The following is a 20,125-nucleotide window of genomic DNA, read 5'->3' on the forward strand; positions in this document are numbered from 1 at the left end:
CTGCCGAGGTTCCCATGTCGCTCCTAGTGAAAGCAAGTCGCCCCTTGAGGGGTCGTGGTTACGGCGGCGCCTTCGCGCGACCATACCGACAATGCGCCCAAGAAGGAACATGCATACTAACTGGCATCCTACACAGATATGTCAAACTGTTAGTCTTGTAAGTTTCACATATGCAGACCAACTGTTCCGAGCACACCGCGAGGCCACGATGACATCTCCGCAGCCCATCGGTAGCTATTCCCTCGACGATCGATACGTCCGCACCGCCGGCACCGTCCACCTGACAGGGGTCCAGGCGCTCGTGCGGGCATTTCGTGACCGCGCAATTCTCGACAGGACACGAGGCTGCCACACGGCCACGTTCGTCGCCGGGTACGAGGGCTCACCTCTGGCCGGGCTGGACCTCGAAATCGCGCGGCAGCGGGGGCCCTTGGACGGATTCGACATCGTGCACCGCCCCGCTGTCAACGAGGAACTGGCCGCGACGTCGGTGATGGGGACCCAGTTGGCAGGTTCAGCCGGCCGGTTCAAAACACGGGGTATCACCGGCTACTGGTACGGGAAATCTCCAGGACTCGACCGGGCATCCGATGCTCTTCGGCACGCCAACCTGATTGGCACCGATCCGCTAGGCGGGGCTGTCGCCCTGGTCGGAGACGATCCCGGCGCGAAGTCTTCCACGGTGGCGTGCGCATCCGAGTTCGCGTTGGCGGACTTGATGATTCCCACGCTTTATCCCTGCGATCCGCAAGAGGCGCTCGATCATGCCGTGCACGCGCCGTATCTGTCCCGGTTCACCGGGCTGTGGTCGGGCCTCAAGATTGTCACTGCGGTCGCCGATGGATCCATGACGGTGGCACTCGACTCCACGCGCGTCGAGCCCACCTTCGGCGGCCTCGGCGCGGCACACCACACACCTGACGCACTGCTCATCGGCCGAAATCTGCTGCAACTGGAGCAAAGCCAGATCGACGACAGGCTGCCGCGCGCAATCGAGTATGCGCGAGCCAATTCACTGAATCGTATTGTCCAGCAGGGACGCCGAGATCGTCTGGGGATAGTTGCCGCTGGCAAGACTTACCTCGACGTCAGGGAAGCCCTGGCCATGTTGGGCATCAGTGACAACGGATTGGGCCACTACGGTATTCGTCTGCTCAAGGTTGGCATGATCTATCCGCTCGATGCCGAGATAGTCGGCAAATTCGCGCGCGGGCTCGACGAAATCATCGTCGTCGAAGAGAAACGCGCGTTCGTCGAGACCGCGATCAAGGACCTGCTGTATGGCAGCGCGAACCCGCCTCGTGTGATCGGCAAGCTCGATCCCAGTGGACAAGTTTTGGTGAGCGCCTCCGGAGAACTCGACACCGACAGTGTCGCAACGGCTCTGGCGCGCAGACTGGGCAACGAGTACGCGATAGAACCCGTCCTGGAATGGCAGAAGCGATCCAAGCGTGCGCGTATCGAACTTCCCCTGCTGACCCGGACCCCATATTTCTGTTCGGGGTGTCCCCACAACTCCTCGACGAGGGTGCCCGAAGGCAGCATCGTGGGTGGAGGCATCGGGTGCCACGGCATGACCATGCTCATGGATGACAAGCTGGTCGGCAACGTCATGGGAGTGACCCAGATGGGCGGCGAAGGGGCGCAATGGTTGGGACTGGCGCCATTCGCGGATGAAAAGCACTTTATTCAGCACATCGGCGATGGAACATTCACGCATTCGGGCAGCCTGGCGATCAGGGCAGCCGTCGCATCGGGTGAGAACATCACATACAAGCTGCTGTACAACTCGACCGTCGCGATGACCGGCGGCCAAGATCCGGTGGGCGCGTTCACTCTCCAACGCCTCACTCAGCTGCTATGCGCCGAAGGCGTGTCAAAGATCGTCGTCACGACGGACGACTTAAACCGTGTCCGTTCGCAAAACCTGCCCAAAGAGGTCCAGGTCCGCGACCGGGACGAGATGATCGCGGTGCAGCGGGAACTCGCCGCAGTGCCCGGCACGACCGTCCTCATCCACGACCAGGAGTGCGCGGCCGAAAAGCGGCGCAAGCGCAAACGCGGACAGATCGAGACACCGACATCCAAAGTAGTGATCAACGAACGGATCTGTGAAGGCTGCGGCGACTGCGGTGAGAAATCCAATTGCCTTTCCGTCCATCCGATCGATACCGAATTCGGCCGAAAGACAGCGATTCACCAGTCATCATGCAATCTGGACTATTCGTGCCTAAAAGGCGATTGCCCCTCCTTTGTGACGGTCACCCCGGGACACGCACGAGTCACGGCACACACGCCGCCTTTGGCCGGGAGCCAGCTTCCCGAACCCGAAAACGTGCCCAGTTCCGATGGCTTCGCGATGCGCATACTCGGCGTGGGTGGCACCGGTGTCGTCACGGTCTCCCAGATGCTGGCCACCGCCGCATTGCTGGACGGCAAGTCCGTTCGCGGGCTGGATCAAACCGGTCTGGCACAAAAGGGTGGCGCAGTCATTTCTGATCTGAAAATCACCGTCGCCCCGCAGCTTCGGTCGTCGAAGCTGGTCGAGAGAACCTGCGATCTCTATCTCGTCTGCGACAGCCTGGTCGGAACCGACTCGGCCAACCTGAAGGTGGCGTCGCGCGACCGGACCGTCGCAGTCGTGTCGACCACGACGGTGCCCACCGGTCAGATGATTGTCGACACCACGGTTTCCTTTCCCGACGCGGGGACCATCCGAGACCGTATCGATGAATCGACCCGGCGCGCTGTTTACCTCGACGCTGGACACATCGCCCGGGAGCTGTTCGCCAACGAGCAGTACGCCAACATGATTCTGGTCGGCGCGGCGTATCAGGCCGGCGCCATTCCGTTGACCGCCGCGGCAATCGAAAAGGCGATTACGTTGAACGGCGCGGCCGTGGAGACGAATCTGCAGGCGTTTCGTCGCGGCCGTCAAGTGGTGTGCGACCCGCTGGCGGCCAGCGAAATGATTACCCGGAGAACGTCTTCGTCCTCACCTCCGCCGCCACCACACGCCGCGCGCGCGATCGCCGCCGCCGTGCAGGCGCCCGAAGGGAGCGAACTAGCGCGCATCGTCCTATCGCGGGCTTGGGACCTAGTCGAGTACCAAAATGACTCTTACGCAAAGGAGTACACGGACTTTGTGGAGCAGGTCCGGGTCGCGGAATCGGCCGCGGCCGGCACGACCATTGTTACTGAAGCGGTAGCCCGTTACCTCCACAGGTTGATGGCCTACAAGGACGAATACGAGGTCGCGCGCTTGGCGGTCGATCCGGCCTTCCGCTCGAAGTTGGCCGCTGAGTTCGGTGAGGATGCGACAGCCAAGATACGACTGCACCCCCCATCGCTTCGTGCCATGGGTCTCAAGGACAAGCTGGCCCTGGGATCGTGGGTCAATCCGTGGCTCCGGCTGCTCTATGGGATGCGGTGGGTCCGCGGCACCAGGCTGGACATTTTCGGGTACAGCAGGATGCGTCGGCTAGAGCGAACACTCGTCGACGAGTATCGGGCCACAATCCTCGAAGTCGCGCAGTGGCTGTCACCACAGACCGTCGAGCCCGCCGCCGAGATCGCGGGGCTGCCTGACCTCGTTCGAGGTTATGAGGACGTGAAGCTTCGTGCCGTCGAGATCTACCGCACTCGGACGGCGCAGCGGCTCGAGCAGTTGCGAGCGGGGTGGCTGACGCCGTCCGGTGGTCCATGATATGGACCATCGGATCGTAGTGTGAGACGTTTCCCGATCTGCACACTAGCCTCCAGTTCGATAATGAATTGCAAATGGCGGCAACCGGTTTGAGGTGGTGTCGGCAATCATGTTCATACGGGTGCCTTGCCGATTCGGTGACTCACCTCGGTGAGCACATCCACAAGGCCGTCCACGGCGTGATCGACGGCGAAGAAGTCTGCGTAGTGACGCGCCGCCGCTCCCCCACGCAAGGTCGCGGTGAGCGGATCGGCCAGATCATCAAACGCGGCAGCCAGCCCGGCGACGTCGTCGACCCCGACCGGCGGAAAGCCCGGGGGCTGGTACTCAGCCAGGCCACCGGCGGAGGAAGCGATTGGCATGACCCCCAGCTGCATCGACAGCACCTGAACGCCGCTTTGCGAAGCACTGCGGTAGTGGGCGACCGAGCCTTTGGCGGCGGCCAGTGTGGTGACGACATCCGCATACCGGTAACTGCCGGGACGCCAACGAACGTAGGCCGGCAGGGTTCGGATAGTAAGCGGCCCGTCACCGATCAGCAGCAGCTCGTCGCCGCGCCACTTGTCTCCGTCTACATGTCGCTGCCAGGCCTCGAGGACAGCGTCAATGTTTTTGTGCGCGTTAAGCCGGCCAGCCAGCACGAAATCGTGCCGCCCGTCTGGACCGACGAACGGAGGAACCAGCGTCGGATCCAGGTCGCTGCAAAGCGGCGCGACATGCACCTGGGTGCCGACCACGTCACGCCGCGTGGCAACAGCTATTGCGGCGTAATTGCTGTAGGTTACGGTAGCCGCCGAGCGGGCGCCCCACCTGTCGAATAGGGCGCGCGCCAAGGCTTGCCGATGCCGGCCGTCATCGCGGCGTTCGTCGTGCACCAGCTGAATACGCGGGGCCCGTCCGGCCAGCGCGATCCAGCGTGGATCGCGCACCAGTTCAGCGATCACAATGTCAGGCCGATGTTCGCGAATGCGGCGCTCAGCCGCCAGTGCCGCCGGCCAGGTCGACGCCGTGCGGAACCGCGGATCGAGGACCAGCTCGTAGTCACGGGCGCTGTCCGACTCCGGGTGTTGGTCGGTCGTCACCAACAGCACATCAATGCCCCGCCCGCGCAGCCCTTCAGCTTGCACGCGCGCCAGCGGCCGCATCGACGGCGAAAGCCACAACACCCGAAGTGCATTCGCGGTACCACGGTGATCGCGTGGGATACTGGCCTTGGTCATCGCGGTCACCGTTTCGTGCTTTCGCATCCGGTCGAAGCCGCTTTCATCGGCCCAGCCTGGGATAGATCCGTGCCGCCACCGCCCCGGCAGATCCTCATGACAGCACCATCCCAATGCCGTTGGATGCCAACGGCGTAGCATAGTGCACGGTCGGAAGCGGGAAGACGAGTTGACCGCCCCAGTCGGCGATGTAGCTCAGCTGATCGGTGAGTTCGCTTTCCAGGTCCCAGGGCAGCGCCAACACCACGTCTGGTCGATCGATGGTGAGAAGCCCTGGATCGCGAATCGGGATACGCATACCTGGCGTGAAGCGGCCGTGTTTGTATGGATCGCGGTCGACGATGTACTCGAGCAGATCGCTGCGGATCCCGCAGTAATTGAGCAGGGTGTTGCCCTCTCCCTGTGCACCATAGCCGACGACACGCTTGCCGTCGCCACGACACTGAAGCAAGAACCGCAACAGGTTGTGGCGCAGCGACTCGGTGCGCCGCCGCAGCTGCAGATAACCGTCGACGCGATGTAAACCCGCGGCATTTTCCACGCGCAACAAGCCAACGACCCGTTCACTGGCTGGTGCGGCGATTCGCGCGGGACGAGCCCAGATGCGAATCGAACCACCTTGCGTTGGAATGGGTTCGACGTCGACGACAGCCAGCCCGGCGGTGGCAAGTGCGCGCGTCGCCGAATGGAGTGTGTAGTACTGGAAGTGTTCGTGGTAGATCGTGTCGAACTGGCCTTGAACCACCAAGTTCAACGCATGGTGTACCTCGATAGTGACCCAGCCCTCGTCTTTGACCAATGCGCGCAGCGCTTCGGTAAAGTCCAGCAGCTCAGGTACGTTCGCGTAAACGTTGTTCGCGATTACCAGGTCCGCGGGGCCGTGCTCTGCGCGAACGCTTCGCGCCAATTGCTCGTCGAGAAATGCCGAGACCGTCGGCACACCGCGGTCACGTGCAACGGCGCCGACATTTGCGGAGGGCTCGATCCCCAGGCACGGGACACCCGCGCCGACGACATACTGCAGCAAATATCCATCATTACTGCCGACTTCGATCACAAGCGATTCGGGTCCAAGCTCAAGCTGATCGACGGCTCGATCGACAAAATCCCTCGCGCGTTGCACGCAGCTGTCCGAAAACGACGAAAAACGCTGGTATTCCGTGAAGGTGTCGGCGGGTGTGATCAGAGCGGGTAGCTGCAACAGCAGGCAGTCCTCGCAGAGCCTCAGATGCAGCGGGAACGTTGGCTCGGGCAGATCGAGTTCGTCGACAGTGAGGTACTTTTCGCACAGCGGAGTCGCACCAAGGTCCAAGACGCTCAGCAGTAGGTCCGAGTCACACAAGCGGCATCGCAGCCCGACCGCCGGCGTGGGCTGACTACCTCGGGTGCCACGAGTCACGGCGCAACCCATGCGCGAACGCTCTTTTCGTAGACGTACACCCGCGACGCGCGCAAATGCTCGGTCATGCTGACCACGCGCTTGTACAGCAACGTGTGACCGTTGTGCATCAGGACAGTCGGGTGGGGCCCGGACCGCGGCGGGGGCACACCGCGGCCCGGGCGTTTCAGATAAGCCCGGTTCAACTCGCGAGTCACGCGATCATCTGCTTATGCCGCAGCGAGGCCGCCGTCGACCAATTGACCGAACCAATCGCCATACTGGCCATCAGGTAAGCGCCGACGACGGCACCCCCAACCAGGACCAAATGCTCCCCCGACAACAGCAGCGCCTTAGCAAAGGTTGCCGTCGTCGGTGCCAGCAACCACAGCGGAAGTATCGCTGTGGTTCGGCGGCCGCAACGGCGGTGCGACCTCCAACTCGCGCGCACAACGCCGAACAGCTCCGTGCGCACCAACCTCACTCCAGCGCCAGCCGCGCCAACGGCTTTCATCGCGCTGGTCTTCGATAATGGGCGGTGATTGCCACCGAAACCACCGACGATGACATCCCGACGAATCGGGTTATCGGGGCTAGTCGCGCCTGGGCCGCCCGCGCGGCCAGCAGTTTGTCGACGCCCATCATCATGACGCCACGCTCGGGACCCGTACCAACAGCGGCCAGCTGGCGTCCTCCTCGGAGATGACGGTGACCGGCAGCGGCCATTCGATGCCGAATTTCGGGTCATCCCAACGGAAGCCCTGCTCACTGGCAGGTTCGTAGGAATCGCTGACCTGGCAGAGGACTTCGGTGTTGTCAGCCAACGTTTGAAAGCCATGTGCGACATACGGCGGTAAGAACAGGGCCCGACGGTTGTCAGCACTGAGCTGCACCATGACGTGCTGGCGGTAGGTGCGCGACTCGGGCCGGACGTCGACCGCAACGTCGACAATTGCGCCGCGCGTGCAGCGCACCAACTTGGCCTCGGCGTGCGGAGGTCCCTGACGATGCAGACCTCGCAGCGTGCCGCGGGCGTAGTTGTATGAGATGTTCGTCTGCGCGACAGCCGAAGTCAGCCCATTGGCGCCGAATTCATCCGAACAGAACGAAGCCGAGACGAAACCGCGATCGTCGCGCTGCGGTTCGATGTCGATGATCATCACCCCCGCGACGTCAGTGGGCGTGTATCTCACTGCAGCGCTCCTTCCACAACCAAGCGCTCATCGACGCGCCCGTCCGTGAGCAGGAACTCGATCCGTTGGAGCCCGCTTTGCCCACGGCCGTGGAACATCTCGGGGTAGCCCCCGCTGCCTCCGGCCAGCACTCGCACGGTGATGTCCCTCCGTCGTCTCGGTGATGACTGGCCTAGTTGACCGAGTAATCGGTCTTGGTATCCAAAATGGCCTTCTCCACCGTGAAGGCTTCGGCGTAGCGAGCGCGGCACTGCACTCCACGGACTCTCATCAAGCCGAGGAAAACCTCGTCGTCAAAGCAGTCGCGACCCGATTGAGACGGATAGCACCGGGCAAGCAAGGTCGGCTTCTGGCGCGCCGTTTCGTCTGGAATCGGTAGGTAGAGCGTTGGATTAAGCAAGTCCGATTCCCATTTGAGAATCTCGTAGCCAAGCACGAGGTGGTCGCGGAACTCAGTGGGAATCAGCTCCGCGACCAAACGGTGGTCTTGGTGGTAGTCGTGGCGCTGTGGACCGAACACCAGGTCTGGTTCACATTCGCGGCGGAACTTGGCGATGCACTGCTGCACCGCTCGCCAATGTTCAGGAAGCTGGCCATGCGGAAGATCGGCGACCGTCAACCGGACGTCGGTTGTCGGGCATATCGCCGCGAAGGCGTTCTTCTCTTCGACCTCCCGCTCGGTGCCGCCGCCCGTCAAGACGAGCGCGTGAACGACGACACCGGGGTTGTCACGCACAATTTCCATCAATGTGGCGCCAGCGCCGATGGCGATGTCATCACAGTGAGCCCCGATGACAGCGACGGAATTTAGGCTCATCGGCGTCAGCGCCATCATGCCGGCCACGTCCCGCACCCGGACCAATCCCGCACCATCCGGGGGCTGGTTACGTTGACCCCCGCTCCGACTCGGAGGACGGCGTTGGCAAGAAGGTCGCACAAACCAACAATCACCATGGGAGGCATCATACATACTTTGTGAATGATGTTAACCCCTCAGGCTCACTTAAGGTATTTCCGCTAGAAATCTGCCGTGGAGGCACCCGGCAGGCCTCTGTGCCTTAACCGGCGTAGACCGGGCGTTGCACCATCGCGGGCCGGACGTTGTAGCGGGCGGCCAGCGGCGAGCTGGCGCCTCCGCGCTCAGTCGCATTGGCCAGCGGGGTGCCGAATGGGCCCGTCGGCGCGCTCTGCGCGACCGGCGGCGTAGCGCCCAGCTGGCTGGCGGCCGGCATCGCCGAGGCCACCTGGCTGAAGGAGGGAGCGGCTGAGGTCCAGCCCTGGGGCACCGACAACCCGCCGAGCGAGGCTGCCCGGCCCGAAGCCGCGGACACAGCGCCGCCGCCCATGCCGGGTGAGCTCAAGGCACCTGCTCCTGAACTCACGCCAGTGCTCAGTGGCGATCCGAACACCTGGAAGCCCTTGCCGAAGGCGCTGGTCGCCGACCCAAACGAGTTCATGAGCGAACTCGCCGAGCCGAGCATCGAGAGGCCCGAAGTAGACATCGACGCGAACGAGCCAGTGCCCGAGAGCAGGCTCGTCCCCGACGTTAGTGCCGTCGATGACGACGTCAGGGTCGTCAATAACGACAGCGGCGACGTTGACGACGAGGACAACGTCGCTGGCATCGCAGCAGAGGCCAGCGGTGTGGACAGCGCTGAAGTCAGCGATGACACCGTCTGTACGCCTGTGCCGGCCGGGGTGCCGGCAGCTTGCGTGACCGCCGCGGCCAGCCCGCTCAACCCGCCTGGGTTGGTGGTCTCCGGCGGGATCGTGAACGCAGTCAACGTCGATGCAGCCGACGACGCACCGGCATAGCCGTACATCGCCGTGGCATCCTGCGCCCACATCTCGACGTACTCGGCCTCGGTGGTCATGATCGCCGGGGTGTTCTGACCGAAAAAGTTCGTGGCGGTCAGCATCAGCAACAAAGCCCGGTTGGCCGCAATCACCGTCGGAGGCACCGTCATACCGAACGCCGCCTCGTAGGCGGCGACCGCCGCCTTGGCCTGAGTGGCCGCCTCTACAGCCTGGGTGGCCGTGGCGCTGATCCACGACACATAGGGGGCGGCGGCCGCCGCCATCGATATCGATGATGGTCCGAGCCACGACGCCGTGAGGTCTGTGATCACCGACCCATAGGAAATTGCTGTCGAATACAGGTCGTCGGCCAACGCATCCCACGCCAGGGAGGCGGCCAGCATGGGCCCCGATCCCGGGCCGGTATACATCAGCCCAGAATTGATCTCTGGCGGCAGGGCCGCGAAGTCCAGCATCTATGAACGCCGCCCGATAGCCGCCGGCCGCACTGGCCTGGCGCGATCGGGTGACGTACCCTTGCGCAGACCCGTCGTCCACATGGCGGCCATCTTACATACTTTTTTACTGATGTGGTTAACTAATTACAACTCGGAGTATCATGAGACACGTGGCTAATAAGAAGGGCATTGAGTGTCGGCTGGTAACTTACGTGCAGATTGAGGTATAGATGCGTTGCGGACCGAAGCAAGCGGGTCGGCCTGGCTGCAGTGCCACCGGCACATATAGCGGACTATCGAGCACCGAAGGCGACTCATCTCGATGAAGAGCCCGACATCGGTACACCCACTTAATCCGCGCTCGGGCGGAACCTAGTGCAACTACCCGCCGTGACAGCGATCCGTGGTCTCTCGGAAGACAGGTGCGACTCGAGGTTTGCGAATGATTGAATCAACTGACAAGCGAGCGGACACCACCCGCCAGCAAATTCTGAATGCTGCCGCACACCAGTTCGCCCGGCTGCCGTACCATCAGGTCGGGCTCGATGATGTCCTCGCGGAAGCTGAATTGACCAAGGGCGCAATGTATTTCCACTTCCGCTCTAAGCATGCGTTAGCGCTGGCCATCATCGAAGACCAGGCCGCTGAGGCCAAAGACGTGATCGCAGCGCTAGTGACCCGGAAGTTCTCCGGACTGGAAACGATGATCGACTTCTCCTATCAGATAGCTGCTCGCGACATCGGCGAGGACATGGCCCGAGCGGGGTTCAATCTGCTCGAGTCGATCGGCCGGCTCGAGGGACTCCAAAACCAGCGATTAGCGGGATGGATCGAGACCCTCACCGTCATCATCGATCGTGCCATCGCCGAGGGCGACATCCTCGACGAGTGTGACCCCCAGGATGTGGCGCGTCTGCAAGTGTCGACGTATATGGGGCTGCGGCAAACCAGCGATCTCGACGACCCGGAACGGTTTCTTCTCGAGCTCGAGAAGACCTGGGCGTTGCTGTTGCCCGGTATCGTGCGTCCAGACAGGATCGATTACTTCACACAATTCATCAGGCGGCGCACGGCAATCGGGATCGGCAGCGCCTCCGCGCTAGCGGGTTCAAGTTGACCACGACGCAGGTCACGCGACCCGTGATCAATCGGGATCCGACCGACGCCTGTTAGGCTTTCCCGCCGAGTGAGGACTTGTGAGACACCGAGCGTCCGGAGTCTAAGCACATAGCAGAACTCCGGAGGTAGAGGCGATGGCCCGCCAGGTTCGATCCGAAGCGACACGGCGAAAGATTCTCGATGCCGCGATCGACGTGTTCAACGAGGTTGGGTATGCGGCCGCCGATCGGGGCACGATCATCGAGCGCACCGGGATGACCAAGGGGGCGTTTTATCACCACTTCGATTCGATGGAATCCCTCGCGTCCGCGATCATCGACGAAGGCGCCAAGCTGGTCCTCGACGCCTTAGCCACCATGTCTGACTCATTCTCTCCGGCACTGGAGAACATGGTGCACGGGTCGTTTGTGGCTGCCGACCTATTCACTTCCGACAAAGTGGCTCGAACCGCCGAGCAGCTGACGCTTGCCTTCGGGAAGTTCGATGACACCGCTAGCGGCGTCTATGCCAACTGGGTGGAGGGGATGACCGCCGAGGTGGGGCGGGCAATCACCGAAGGCGACCTCCGAGAGGGCCTCGATCCGAAAATGGTCAGCGAGGCCATCATCGGCGCAACCTTCGGGACGCGGATCCTGTCCCAGGCCGCGCCGGGCGGCAGCGACCTCATCGCGCGATTGACCCAGATCTGGGAGCTGTTGTTCCCGGCGATCGTGACCGATACATCGCTGGCGTATTACCGCGAATACCTGGCCCGCGAAGCCCTGCGGCACGTCGAGCATGACCCGTCGTCCTGACCGCCGCGGGGGAGAATTAAGGTTCGTTGACCCAGAGATGCTCGGTCAGGTCCTGGAACGTCGCGAGCGCAATCTCGTCATCGCTGCGCCTCAGCGCCGATTTGCTCATCAGCGCACGCACGGTCGAGCCGTCTTGGTGGGTTAATTCGACGACCATGTTCGCCAGTCCGTCCACAACCGAGAGCGCCGATTCCGATGCCGATGCGCCGTAGAAGATGTCGTGGAATTTCAGCGAGACGACCTCTTCTGCGTCACGGCCCACCATCTCGGCAAACGCGCCATTAGCGAACACGATGGTGCCGTCCTGAAGGACAGCCAATGTCGGGATCGGGATCCGCTCCAACAGCACCAGGGCCGGCAACTGCGCAAGCGCCGCCTTTGGCGACTGCCTGGGCTGTCCGGTTCGACGACGGTCCACCGCTTGATTATTGTCCATGGCGGCGTTCACCGCCGCACCGAGTCGAATTAAGCACTACCGATCGCTCGGGGCGGTGCACCTCCTTTGCCGCGACCGTGCGGATAATGACACGCTGAACGAGGAGGTTGGATGACAACGCAAGGCGAATCGGCGGTCCTCGTCCTGGCGGCCGGGGCCGGAACCCGGATGCGCTCGGACACCCCGAAGGTGCTGCACCCCCTCGCCGGCCGCAGCATGCTCGGGCATTCGCTGCACGCGATCGCCAAAATGGCGCCCCAGCACCTGGTCGTGGTGCTGGGCCAGAACCACGAACCCATCGAACAGGTCGTCGCTGAATTGGCCCGCAGGCTGGGGCGCTCCATCGAGGTGGCCAGGCAAGATCAGCAGCTCGGCACCGGTCACGCGGCGCTGTGCGGCCTTTCGGCGCTGCCCGACGACTTCGCCGGCGTCGTCGTCGTCACCTCCGGCGACATTCCGCTGCTCGACGCCGATACGCTGGCCGATCTGGTCGCGGCCCACAACTCCCGGGGCGCAGCGGTCACCGTGCTGACCACGACGCTGAGCGATCCGACCGGCTACGGTCGCACGCTGCGCACACAGGACCACGAGGTGATCGCTATCGTTGAGCAGGCTGACGCGACGCCGTCGCAGCAGGAGATCCGCGAAGTCAACGCCGGGGTGTACGCCTTCGACATTGCGGCGCTGCGATCAGCACTGAGCCGTCTGTCGGCCGACAACGCGCAGCAGGAGCTGTACCTCACCGACGTCATCGCGATCGTCCGGCAGGACGGGCAGGTGGTGCAGGCCCGGCACGTCGACGACAGCACGCTGGTGGCCGGCGTCAACAACCGGGTGCAGCTGGCCGAACTGGCCGCCGAACTCAACCGCCGTATCGTGGCCGCCCATCAGCTGGCCGGTGTCACCGTTGTCGATCCGGCTACCACCTGGATCGACATCGACGTGACGATCGGCCGCGACACCGTCGTCCAGCCCGGGACCCAGCTACTGGGCGCCACCCGCATCGGCGGCGGTTGCACCATCGGCCCGGACACCACGTTGACCGACGTCGCCGTGGGCGAGGGCGCGTCGGTGATCCGCACCCACGGCGCGGGCGCATCGATCGGTGACGGCGCCGCGGTCGGCCCGTTCACCTACCTGCGGCCCGGCACCGTGCTGGGGGCCGACGGCAAGCTGGGGGCTTTCGTCGAGGCCAAGAACTCCACGATCGGCGCCGGCACCAAAGTGCCGCACTTGACCTACGTGGGCGACGCCGACATTGGCGAGCACAGCAATATCGGCGCCTCCAGCGTCTTCGTCAACTACGACGGCACCTCCAAGCACCGCACCACGATCGGCTCGCATGTACGGACCGGCTCAGACACCATGTTCGTCGCCCCGGTCAGCGTCGGCGACGGCGCCTACACCGGGGCCGGCACGGTGGTCCGCGAGGACGTTCCGCCGGGCGCGCTGGCGGTCTCGGGCGGCCCGCAACGCACCATCGAAGGCTGGGTTCAGCGCAAACGGCCCGGCAGCGCCGCCGCAGAGGCCGCCGACAGGGCCAACCAACTCGAGGCCGACGAGACGCCGTGAACCCATTAATTCGGAAGCCGCAAGCCCGCAACTCGACAACCCATCGAAGCACTTCGCTTACGATGGGCCTTCCATTCCTTTTTGATCCCCATTTCTTTCCCGATACGGCGAGGGCAGCACGGTGAGTCACGACTGGACCGATAACCGCAAAAATCTGATGCTCTTCTCTGGCCGCGCGCATCCCGAGCTGGCCGAGCAGGTAGCCAAAGAACTCGATGTCCATGTCACCGCCCAGACCGCGCGTGAGTTCGCCAACGGCGAGATCTTCGTACGCTTCGACGAATCGGTGCGTGGGTGTGACGCCTTCGTGCTGCAGTCCTGCCCCGACCCGGTGAACAACTGGCTGATGGAAGCACTGATCATGATCGACGCGCTGAAACGGGGCAGCGCCAAGCGGATCACCGCCGTCATGCCGTTCTATCCCTATGCCCGCCAAGACAAGAAGCACCGCGGCCGCGAACCGATCTCGGCGCGGTTAGTCGCCGACCTACTCAAGACGGCCGGAGCGGACCGGATCGTGACGGTCGACCTGCACACCGACCAGATCCAGGGCTTCTTCGACGGGCCCGTGGACCACATGCGCGGGCAGAACCTGCTGATCGGCTACATCGGCGACAACTACCCCGACGGCAACATGGTCGTGGTCTCCCCCGACTCGGGCCGGGTGCGCATCGCCGAGAAATGGGCCGACGCGCTCGGCGGCGTTCCGCTGGCGTTCATCCACAAAACCCGCGATCCGCGCGTGCCGAACCAGGTGGTCTCCAACCGCGTGGTCGGTGAGGTGGAAGGGCGCACCTGCGTGCTGATCGACGACATGATCGACACCGGTGGCACCATTGCCGGTGCGGTCAAGCTGCTGCGCGACGAGGGCGCTGGTGACGTGATCATCGCGGCCACCCATGGCGTGCTGTCCGACCCGGCGTCCGAACGGCTTGCGGCATGCGGCGCCCGCGAAGTGATCGTCACCAACACGCTGCCGATCGGTGAGGAAAAGCGGTTCCCGCAGCTCACGGTTTTGTCGATCGCGCCGCTGCTGGCCAGCACTATCCGCGCGGTATTCGAAAATGGTTCAGTCACAGGACTATTCGACGGGGACGCCTAGATGCCGTCGGGTGCCCGTGAAGCCGTCATCTACCACAACCCCAAGTGCACTACCTCGCGTAAGACGCTGGAGTTGTTGCGCGACAACGATATTGAGCCAACAATCGTGCAGTACCTCAAGACACCGCCGTCCCGTGACGAGCTGGTAACCATGATCCGCGACGCGGGGATCGATGTGCGCAGCGCGGTCCGCAAACGCGAGTCACTGTACGCCGAGCTTAAGCTGGCCGACGCCAGCGACGACCAATTACTCGACGCCATGGCCGAACATCCCATCCTCATCGAACGGCCGTTTGTCGTCACACCGAAGGGCACCCGGCTGGCTCGTCCGGTCGACACGGTCCGCGAGATCCTGTGACCCTCGGCGGTCGTGGGATCGGCGGCGCGGCCGCGATACTGCTTCTGGTCGTCTCGTCGGTCGGCTGTGGGCCGAAAAACCCTGATTACCAGTCGATTTGGACTACTTCAGCGAAGACATCGACGACGACTGAGACGCCGGTACCGTTCTCGGAGTACCTGGAAAGCAGCGGGGTGTCCGGCGAGCCGGTGGCGCCGGACAAGCTGACCGATCTGATCGTGTCGATTCCGACGCCGCAGGGCTGGGCGAAGGTCGACAAACCGAACATCGCGCCCACCACCGAAACGATCGCCAAAGGCGACAGTTTTCCCACGGCCATGCTGATGGTGTTCAAACTGAACGGGGATTTCGACCCCGCCGACTTGGCCAAGCACGGCAACGCCGACGCCTCGCTCGCGGACAACTTCAAACTGCTCGACAAGTCCGGTGCCACCTTTCACGGCTTTCCGTCGTCGATGATCGAGGCCAGCTACAACCTCAACGGCCGACGGTTGCACACCTACAACCGGATTGTCGTTCCGACCGGGTCAGCGCCCGACCGCCAGCGCTACCTGGTCCAGCTCGCGGTCACCAGCCTGGCCGAGCAGGCCGCTCCCGACGCGGCCGACATTCAAGCGATCATCCACGGATTCACCGTCGCAACAAAGTAGCTGCCGGCCCCGGCACATTAATGTGGTTGCCATGACGTCGTGGACCGCCGCAGACCTGCCCTCATTCGCCGGACGCACCGTGATCGTCACCGGCGCCAACAGCGGACTGGGCGCGGTTACGGCCCGCGAGCTGGCCCGCGTCGGTGCTCAGGTCATCCTGGCGGTACGCAACACCGGAAAGGGCGAAGCCGCTGCCCGGGACATGACCGGAGACGTCGAGGTGCGTCGACTCGACCTGCAGGATCTTGCCTCAGTGCGGCAGTTCGCCGACGGGGTCGACACCGTCGACGTCCTGATCAACAACGCCGGCATCATGGCGGTCCCACACGCAGTGACCGCCGACGGGTTCGAGAGCCAGATCGGTACCAACCATCTCGGTCACTTCGCGCTGACCAACCTGTTGCTGCCCAAGATCACCGACCGGGTGGTGACGGTCTCCTCGCTGATGCACTGGATGGGCTACATCAGCCTTCGAGACCTGAACTGGACATCGCGGCCCTACTCGGCCTGGGTCGCCTACGGCCAGTCCAAACTCGCCAACCTGCTGTTCACCAGCGAGCTGCAGCGGCGCCTCAACACGGCCGGCTCGCCGCAGCGTGCGCTGGCCGCGCACCCCGGTTTTTCGCATACCAACCTGCAGGGGCGCACCGGTCGCAAATTCGGCGACGCGGTGATGTCCGTCGGTACCCGCGTGCTCGCCACCGACGCCGACTTCGGCGCCCGCCAAACGCTGTATGCCGCCTCACAGGATTTACCGGGCGACAGCTTCATCGGGCCGAGCTTCGGCATGGCTGGACGCAGTCGGCCGGGCGGACGCAGCCCACTGGCGAAAAGCACCGCCACCGCCAGCGCACTCTGGGACCTGTCCGAACGGCTCACCGAGACCAAATTTCCGCTCTGAGGCGCTGATGCGCTAACCTGACCGGGCGTCACGGCGAGGGCGGCCTGCGACAAACGTGCAGGCCACCGTTATCGACGGGGACCTTGATTCTAGTTTCTATGGTTGCCGCGCGATCCTGGCCGTGCCCAAGACACGTCTCAGAGGAGCGAAACCATGGCCAGATCTGCCAACCAGCTGACCGTCTCGGTTCGGACCGAGACCGGCAAAGGCGCGTCCCGGCGCGCGCGCCGCGCAGGGAACATTCCCGCCGTCCTCTACGGCCACGGTGCTGACCCGCAACACCTGGAACTGCCCGGACACGACTTCGCCGCGGTGCTGCGCCACTCCGGCACCAACGCGGTGCTGACCCTCGACATCGACGGCAAAGAGCAGCTGGCTTTGACCAAGGCGCTCTCGATCCACCCGATCCGTCGCACCATCCAGCACGCCGATCTGCTGGTCGTGCGTCGCGGCGAGAAGGTGGTCGTCGAGGTCGGCATCGATGTCCAGGGCGAGGCCGCATACGGCACCTTGGTCACCCAGGAGGCCAACACCGTCGAGATCGAAGCCGAGGCGTTGTCGATTCCGGAGGTGCTGATCGTCTCGGTCGAAGGGGCCGAACCGGGTACCCAGTTCACCGCCGGGCAGATCGCCCTGCCGCCGGGCGTCACCCTCGTGGACGACCCCGAGCTGCTGGTCGTCAACGTGGTGAACGCGCCGACCGCCGAGGAGCTCGAAGCTGAAGGGGCCGGCGAGGTGGCCGAGGCCGAGGAGCCGGCCGAGGAGTCCGCCGAAGAGGCCCAAGCCTCCGAGTCCGAGTCCGAATCCGAGTAATTCATGGCCGACCCTCTGTTGGTGGTCGGCCTGGGCAACCCGGGACCAAACTACGCCCAGACGCGGCACAATCTGGGGTTCATGGTCGCAGACCGGCTCGCCGCCCGGCTGGGCTCAGCGTTCAAGGCGCACAAGCGCTCTGGCGCGGAGATCGTCACCGGCCGGCTCGGTGGGCGGCCGGTGGTGCTGGCCAAGCCGCGCTGCTATATGAACGAGTCCGGCCGCCAAGTGGGCCCACTGGCCAAGTTCTATTCGGTGCCCGCGGCTGACGTGGTGGTCATCCACGACGACCTCGACATCGACTTCGGTCAGATCCGACTGAAGATCGGCGGCGGGGAGGGTGGTCACAACGGGCTGCGCTCGGTCGCGGGTGCGTTGGGCACCAAGGACTTTCAGCGGGTGCGGATCGGGATCGGCCGACCGCCGGGACGTAAGGATCCGGCGGCGTTCGTGCTGGAGAACTTCACCGCCGCCGAACGCCCGGAGGTGCCTACGGTTTGCGAGCAGGCGGCCGACGCCACCGAGCTGCTCATCGAATTGGGACTGGAGCCGGCCCAAAACCGCGTCCACGCTTGGTAAGTCGCGCGAGCAGTCCCCCGCAAGCGGGTGGGGGTACCCCCAGCAAAAGCACCGCTACATGCCGATCGCGAGGACCTTATGTGTCTGCTCGCCGGGCTACTACGTAACCAGGGTGACGGAGTTCGCCCGCCGCAGCTTGCCCGACGGCGTCTTCGGGATCGTCCCGGGACCCAGCACCACGACGTTGCGCGGCCGCACGTCGACCTCGCTCACGACCTCGTGGGCGACCTGATGCTCGATGCGGCGCACCGCAATGGGATCCTCGAAGGCATTGGACTCGACGGCGACAGCGAAGGTCTCCCGCGAATGTCCGGCATCCAGCCGGACAGCCACCGCGCAGCCCGGACGGACACCCTCGACGCGGCCCGCGGCCCGCTCGATGTCGGTCGGATAAATGTTGCGGCCAGCCATGATGATGACGTCCTTGACCCGGCCGCAGACCACGACGTGGCCGTTGTCCATCAGATAGCCGAGGTCGCCGGTGTCATACCAGCCCTGCTCGTCTTGAGCCGGGATGAACCCACCCATCGTCGTGTAGCCCGGGGTCACCGGCTCGCCGCGCAGTTCGATCACCCCGACGCCGCGGGTGGGCAACACATTGCCGTCCTCGTCGACGATGCGGGCCTCCAGCCCCTGCAGCAGCGGTCCCAGGGACGCCAACCGTTTGGTGTTGCCCTTGGTGGCGGGCACGGCGCGACGCAGCGCGGCCAGCAGATCCGCGTCCACCTCGTCGACCACCAGCCCGTCACCGAGTTCGGAGAACGACACCGCGAGCGTCGTCTCGGCCATTCCGTAGGCGGGCATGATCGCTTCGGGCCGCAAGCCGAACGGCTTTCCGGCCTCGATCAGGTCCTCGACGTCCGCCGGGTCTACCGGCTCGGCACCTGACAGCGCGAACCGCAGCGTGGAGAGGTCGAACTGACCGGGCGTGGCCTGGTTGCGCAGCCGCTTGGCGAACAGCGCGTACGCGAAGTTGGGCGCCGCCGTCATCGTGCCGCCGTACTTGTCGATCAGCTTGGCCCACAGCAGCGTGTCGCGCAGGAAATCCATCGGGGTGACCTTGACCAGCTCCACACCGAAATACATCGGCACAGTCAGGAAGCCGACCATACCCATGTCGTGGAAGCACGGCAGCCAGCTGAGCATCACGTCGTTGCCGCTGGGGTCCATCTTGGCCGAGATGAACATCGCCTCCGCGTTGGAGTAGATGTTGCGGTGCGTGATGTGCACCGCCTTCGGCGAGCCGGTTGAGCCCGACGTCAGCTGCATGAGCGCCAGATCATCCTCGCCGGTGGCGATCGGGTCGATCGGGTCGGATGCCAGCAGCTGCTCGGCGGTCAGCACCCTGATCCCGCGCTCCGCCAGCACTGGAGCGGCCGCCATGAACGGGTCGGAGACGATCACCGCCTTCGCCTCGATCATGTCGATGACGGTGGTGGTGTCGTTGGCCCACAACTCGAGGTCGGTGCGAGGCGTGGGCTGGTGCAGCATGGTCAGGCTGGCGCCACGCATCCACAGGCCCTGGGCCGTCGGCGCGATTTCCACCGGCGCGCCGGCCAGCACGCCGACCACATCACCGTGGCCGACTCCAGCAGCAGCCAGGCCGCCAGCCACTTGGCGTGCACGCTGGTGGACCTCCGCCCAGGTGTGCCGGACCGGCTGGTGCGGCTCGCCCGTCACCATGCCCTTGGTGCTCTCGTGGGCGCGGCGGAACATGTTCTCGGTAAACCTGCTCACGGTAGCCTCCTCGGTTCCGGCGCCAACGCACAGCATTTAATGCTGCTCCGGCTGAACCACACTTTGGTGCAGCTGCACGCCCACAATTGGGCGGCGATTTCGTCTCGAATCGGTGATGACGGGCTAACCTCACGCAACGTTGCGGTTGCGCCGCGGACACGGCGGTCACCCCGACTTTTGGGGTGCACGCAACGCCCGCCGGCATGGTCGGCGGGCGAGACATCCAGGCGCATTTCTTGACCGGCATTTGTCACCGCCGATCATCTTAAACTCCTCTTAAGTAACTGCCAAACTCGCGGGTGGAATCGAGCGT

Annotated in this window: 20 protein-coding genes; 10 read left to right on the forward strand and 10 right to left on the reverse strand. The window is 64.1% G+C overall.

Annotated features, from left to right (window positions below):
• Positions 1–208: 208 nt before the first annotated feature.
• Complete coding sequence (locus VNW74_RS01745) at positions 209–3,706, forward strand: indolepyruvate ferredoxin oxidoreductase family protein (protein ID WP_325674883.1); 3,498 nt, start codon at positions 209–211, stop codon at positions 3,704–3,706.
• 113 nt (positions 3,707–3,819) lie between these two features.
• Here VNW74_RS01745 and VNW74_RS01750 read toward each other — a convergent pair whose 3' ends face one another.
• From VNW74_RS01750 to VNW74_RS01785, 8 genes are all read right to left on the reverse strand, one after another.
• Complete coding sequence (locus VNW74_RS01750; RefSeq protein WP_325674926.1) at positions 3,820–4,872, reverse strand: glycosyltransferase; 1,053 nt, start codon at positions 4,870–4,872, stop codon at positions 3,820–3,822.
• 148 nt (positions 4,873–5,020) lie between these two features.
• Positions 5,021–6,280 carry a class I SAM-dependent methyltransferase gene (locus VNW74_RS01755; protein WP_325674927.1) on the reverse strand — a complete coding sequence of 420 codons (1,260 nt, stop codon included), beginning with the start codon at positions 6,278–6,280 and terminating at the stop codon, positions 5,021–5,023.
• Positions 6,281–6,321: 41 nt separating this feature from the next.
• Positions 6,322–6,522 carry a hypothetical protein gene (locus VNW74_RS01760; RefSeq protein ID WP_325674884.1) on the reverse strand — a complete coding sequence of 67 codons (201 nt, stop codon included), beginning with the start codon at positions 6,520–6,522 and terminating at the stop codon, positions 6,322–6,324.
• A complete protein-coding gene (locus VNW74_RS01765; RefSeq protein WP_325674885.1) occupies positions 6,519–6,779 on the reverse strand; it encodes a hypothetical protein in 261 nt (86 codons plus the stop codon). Before VNW74_RS01765 ends, VNW74_RS01760 begins: the two co-directional genes overlap by 4 nt.
• A 169-nt stretch (positions 6,780–6,948) precedes the next feature.
• Positions 6,949–7,497 carry a dTDP-4-dehydrorhamnose 3,5-epimerase gene (rfbC, locus tag VNW74_RS01770; protein WP_325674886.1) on the reverse strand — a complete coding sequence of 183 codons (549 nt, stop codon included), beginning with the start codon at positions 7,495–7,497 and terminating at the stop codon, positions 6,949–6,951.
• Positions 7,494–7,634, reverse strand: coding sequence for a hypothetical protein (locus VNW74_RS01775; protein WP_325674887.1), 141 nt, complete (start codon positions 7,632–7,634; stop codon positions 7,494–7,496). The genes rfbC and VNW74_RS01775 overlap by 4 nt, the downstream gene beginning before the upstream one ends.
• 35 nt (positions 7,635–7,669) lie before the next feature.
• A complete protein-coding gene (locus VNW74_RS01780) occupies positions 7,670–8,332 on the reverse strand; it encodes a PIG-L deacetylase family protein (RefSeq protein ID WP_325674928.1) in 663 nt (220 codons plus the stop codon).
• Between the two features lie 223 nt (positions 8,333–8,555).
• On the reverse strand, positions 8,556–9,767 hold the full coding sequence (locus tag VNW74_RS01785; protein WP_414686577.1) for a PPE family protein: 1,212 nt from the start codon (positions 9,765–9,767) through the stop codon (positions 8,556–8,558).
• Positions 9,768–10,194: 427 nt separating this feature from the next.
• On the opposite strand from VNW74_RS01785, the gene VNW74_RS01790 reads away from it, so the two are divergent.
• On the forward strand, positions 10,195–10,869 hold the full coding sequence (locus VNW74_RS01790; RefSeq protein WP_325674889.1) for a TetR/AcrR family transcriptional regulator: 675 nt from the start codon (positions 10,195–10,197) through the stop codon (positions 10,867–10,869).
• Positions 10,870–11,005: 136 nt separating this feature from the next.
• Entirely contained in the window at positions 11,006–11,665 is a 660-nt protein-coding gene (locus VNW74_RS01795) for a TetR/AcrR family transcriptional regulator (protein ID WP_325674890.1), read from the forward strand.
• A 16-nt stretch (positions 11,666–11,681) separates the two neighbouring features.
• Here VNW74_RS01795 and VNW74_RS01800 read toward each other — a convergent pair whose 3' ends face one another.
• On the reverse strand, positions 11,682–12,083 hold the full coding sequence (locus tag VNW74_RS01800; protein WP_325674929.1) for a PAS domain-containing protein: 402 nt from the start codon (positions 12,081–12,083) through the stop codon (positions 11,682–11,684).
• A 129-nt stretch (positions 12,084–12,212) separates the two neighbouring features.
• On the opposite strand from VNW74_RS01800, the gene glmU reads away from it, so the two are divergent.
• The 7 genes from glmU (at position 12,213) to pth (ending at position 18,075) form a co-directional block, all read left to right on the forward strand.
• On the forward strand, positions 12,213–13,673 hold the full coding sequence (gene glmU / locus VNW74_RS01805; protein ID WP_325674891.1) for a bifunctional UDP-N-acetylglucosamine diphosphorylase/glucosamine-1-phosphate N-acetyltransferase GlmU: 1,461 nt from the start codon (positions 12,213–12,215) through the stop codon (positions 13,671–13,673).
• Between the two features lie 121 nt (positions 13,674–13,794).
• Entirely contained in the window at positions 13,795–14,775 is a 981-nt protein-coding gene (locus tag VNW74_RS01810; protein WP_325674892.1) for a ribose-phosphate diphosphokinase, read from the forward strand.
• Positions 14,776–15,132 carry an arsenate reductase (glutaredoxin) gene (gene arsC, locus VNW74_RS01815; protein ID WP_325674893.1) on the forward strand — a complete coding sequence of 119 codons (357 nt, stop codon included), beginning with the start codon at positions 14,776–14,778 and terminating at the stop codon, positions 15,130–15,132.
• Entirely contained in the window at positions 15,129–15,782 is a 654-nt protein-coding gene (locus VNW74_RS01820) for an LpqN/LpqT family lipoprotein (RefSeq protein ID WP_325674894.1), read from the forward strand. The genes arsC and VNW74_RS01820 overlap by 4 nt, the downstream gene beginning before the upstream one ends.
• A gap of 31 nt (positions 15,783–15,813) precedes the next feature.
• Positions 15,814–16,683: an oxidoreductase gene (locus tag VNW74_RS01825; protein WP_325674895.1), complete on the forward strand. Its 870-nt coding sequence runs from the start codon at positions 15,814–15,816 to the stop codon at positions 16,681–16,683.
• Between the two features lie 153 nt (positions 16,684–16,836).
• On the forward strand, positions 16,837–17,496 hold the full coding sequence (locus tag VNW74_RS01830; RefSeq protein ID WP_325674896.1) for a 50S ribosomal protein L25/general stress protein Ctc: 660 nt from the start codon (positions 16,837–16,839) through the stop codon (positions 17,494–17,496).
• 3 nt (positions 17,497–17,499) lie between these two features.
• Complete coding sequence (gene pth, locus VNW74_RS01835) at positions 17,500–18,075, forward strand: aminoacyl-tRNA hydrolase (RefSeq protein WP_325674897.1); 576 nt, start codon at positions 17,500–17,502, stop codon at positions 18,073–18,075.
• A gap of 99 nt (positions 18,076–18,174) precedes the next feature.
• Here pth and VNW74_RS01840 read toward each other — a convergent pair whose 3' ends face one another.
• Complete coding sequence (locus VNW74_RS01840) at positions 18,175–19,812, reverse strand: fatty acyl-AMP ligase (RefSeq protein WP_325674898.1); 1,638 nt, start codon at positions 19,810–19,812, stop codon at positions 18,175–18,177.
• Between the last annotated feature and the right edge of the window lie 313 nt (positions 19,813–20,125).

This window comes from Mycobacterium sp. (assembly GCF_035570115.1).
Taxonomy (GTDB): Bacteria; Actinomycetota; Actinomycetes; order Mycobacteriales; family Mycobacteriaceae; genus Mycobacterium.

Coding starts and splice junctions, on each gene's coding strand:
- VNW74_RS01745 (WP_325674883.1), top strand. CDS start 209: ATGACATCTCCGCAGCCCATCGGTAGCTATTCCCTCGACGATCGATAC.
- VNW74_RS01780 (WP_325674928.1), bottom strand. CDS start 8,332: ATGATGGCGCTGACGCCGATGAGCCTAAATTCCGTCGCTGTCATCGGG.
- VNW74_RS01790 (WP_325674889.1), top strand. CDS start 10,195: ATGATTGAATCAACTGACAAGCGAGCGGACACCACCCGCCAGCAAATT.
- VNW74_RS01795 (WP_325674890.1), top strand. CDS start 11,006: ATGGCCCGCCAGGTTCGATCCGAAGCGACACGGCGAAAGATTCTCGAT.
- glmU (WP_325674891.1), top strand. CDS start 12,213: ATGACAACGCAAGGCGAATCGGCGGTCCTCGTCCTGGCGGCCGGGGCC.
- arsC (WP_325674893.1), top strand. CDS start 14,776: ATGCCGTCGGGTGCCCGTGAAGCCGTCATCTACCACAACCCCAAGTGC.
- VNW74_RS01825 (WP_325674895.1), top strand. CDS start 15,814: ATGACGTCGTGGACCGCCGCAGACCTGCCCTCATTCGCCGGACGCACC.
- VNW74_RS01830 (WP_325674896.1), top strand. CDS start 16,837: ATGGCCAGATCTGCCAACCAGCTGACCGTCTCGGTTCGGACCGAGACC.
- pth (WP_325674897.1), top strand. CDS start 17,500: ATGGCCGACCCTCTGTTGGTGGTCGGCCTGGGCAACCCGGGACCAAAC.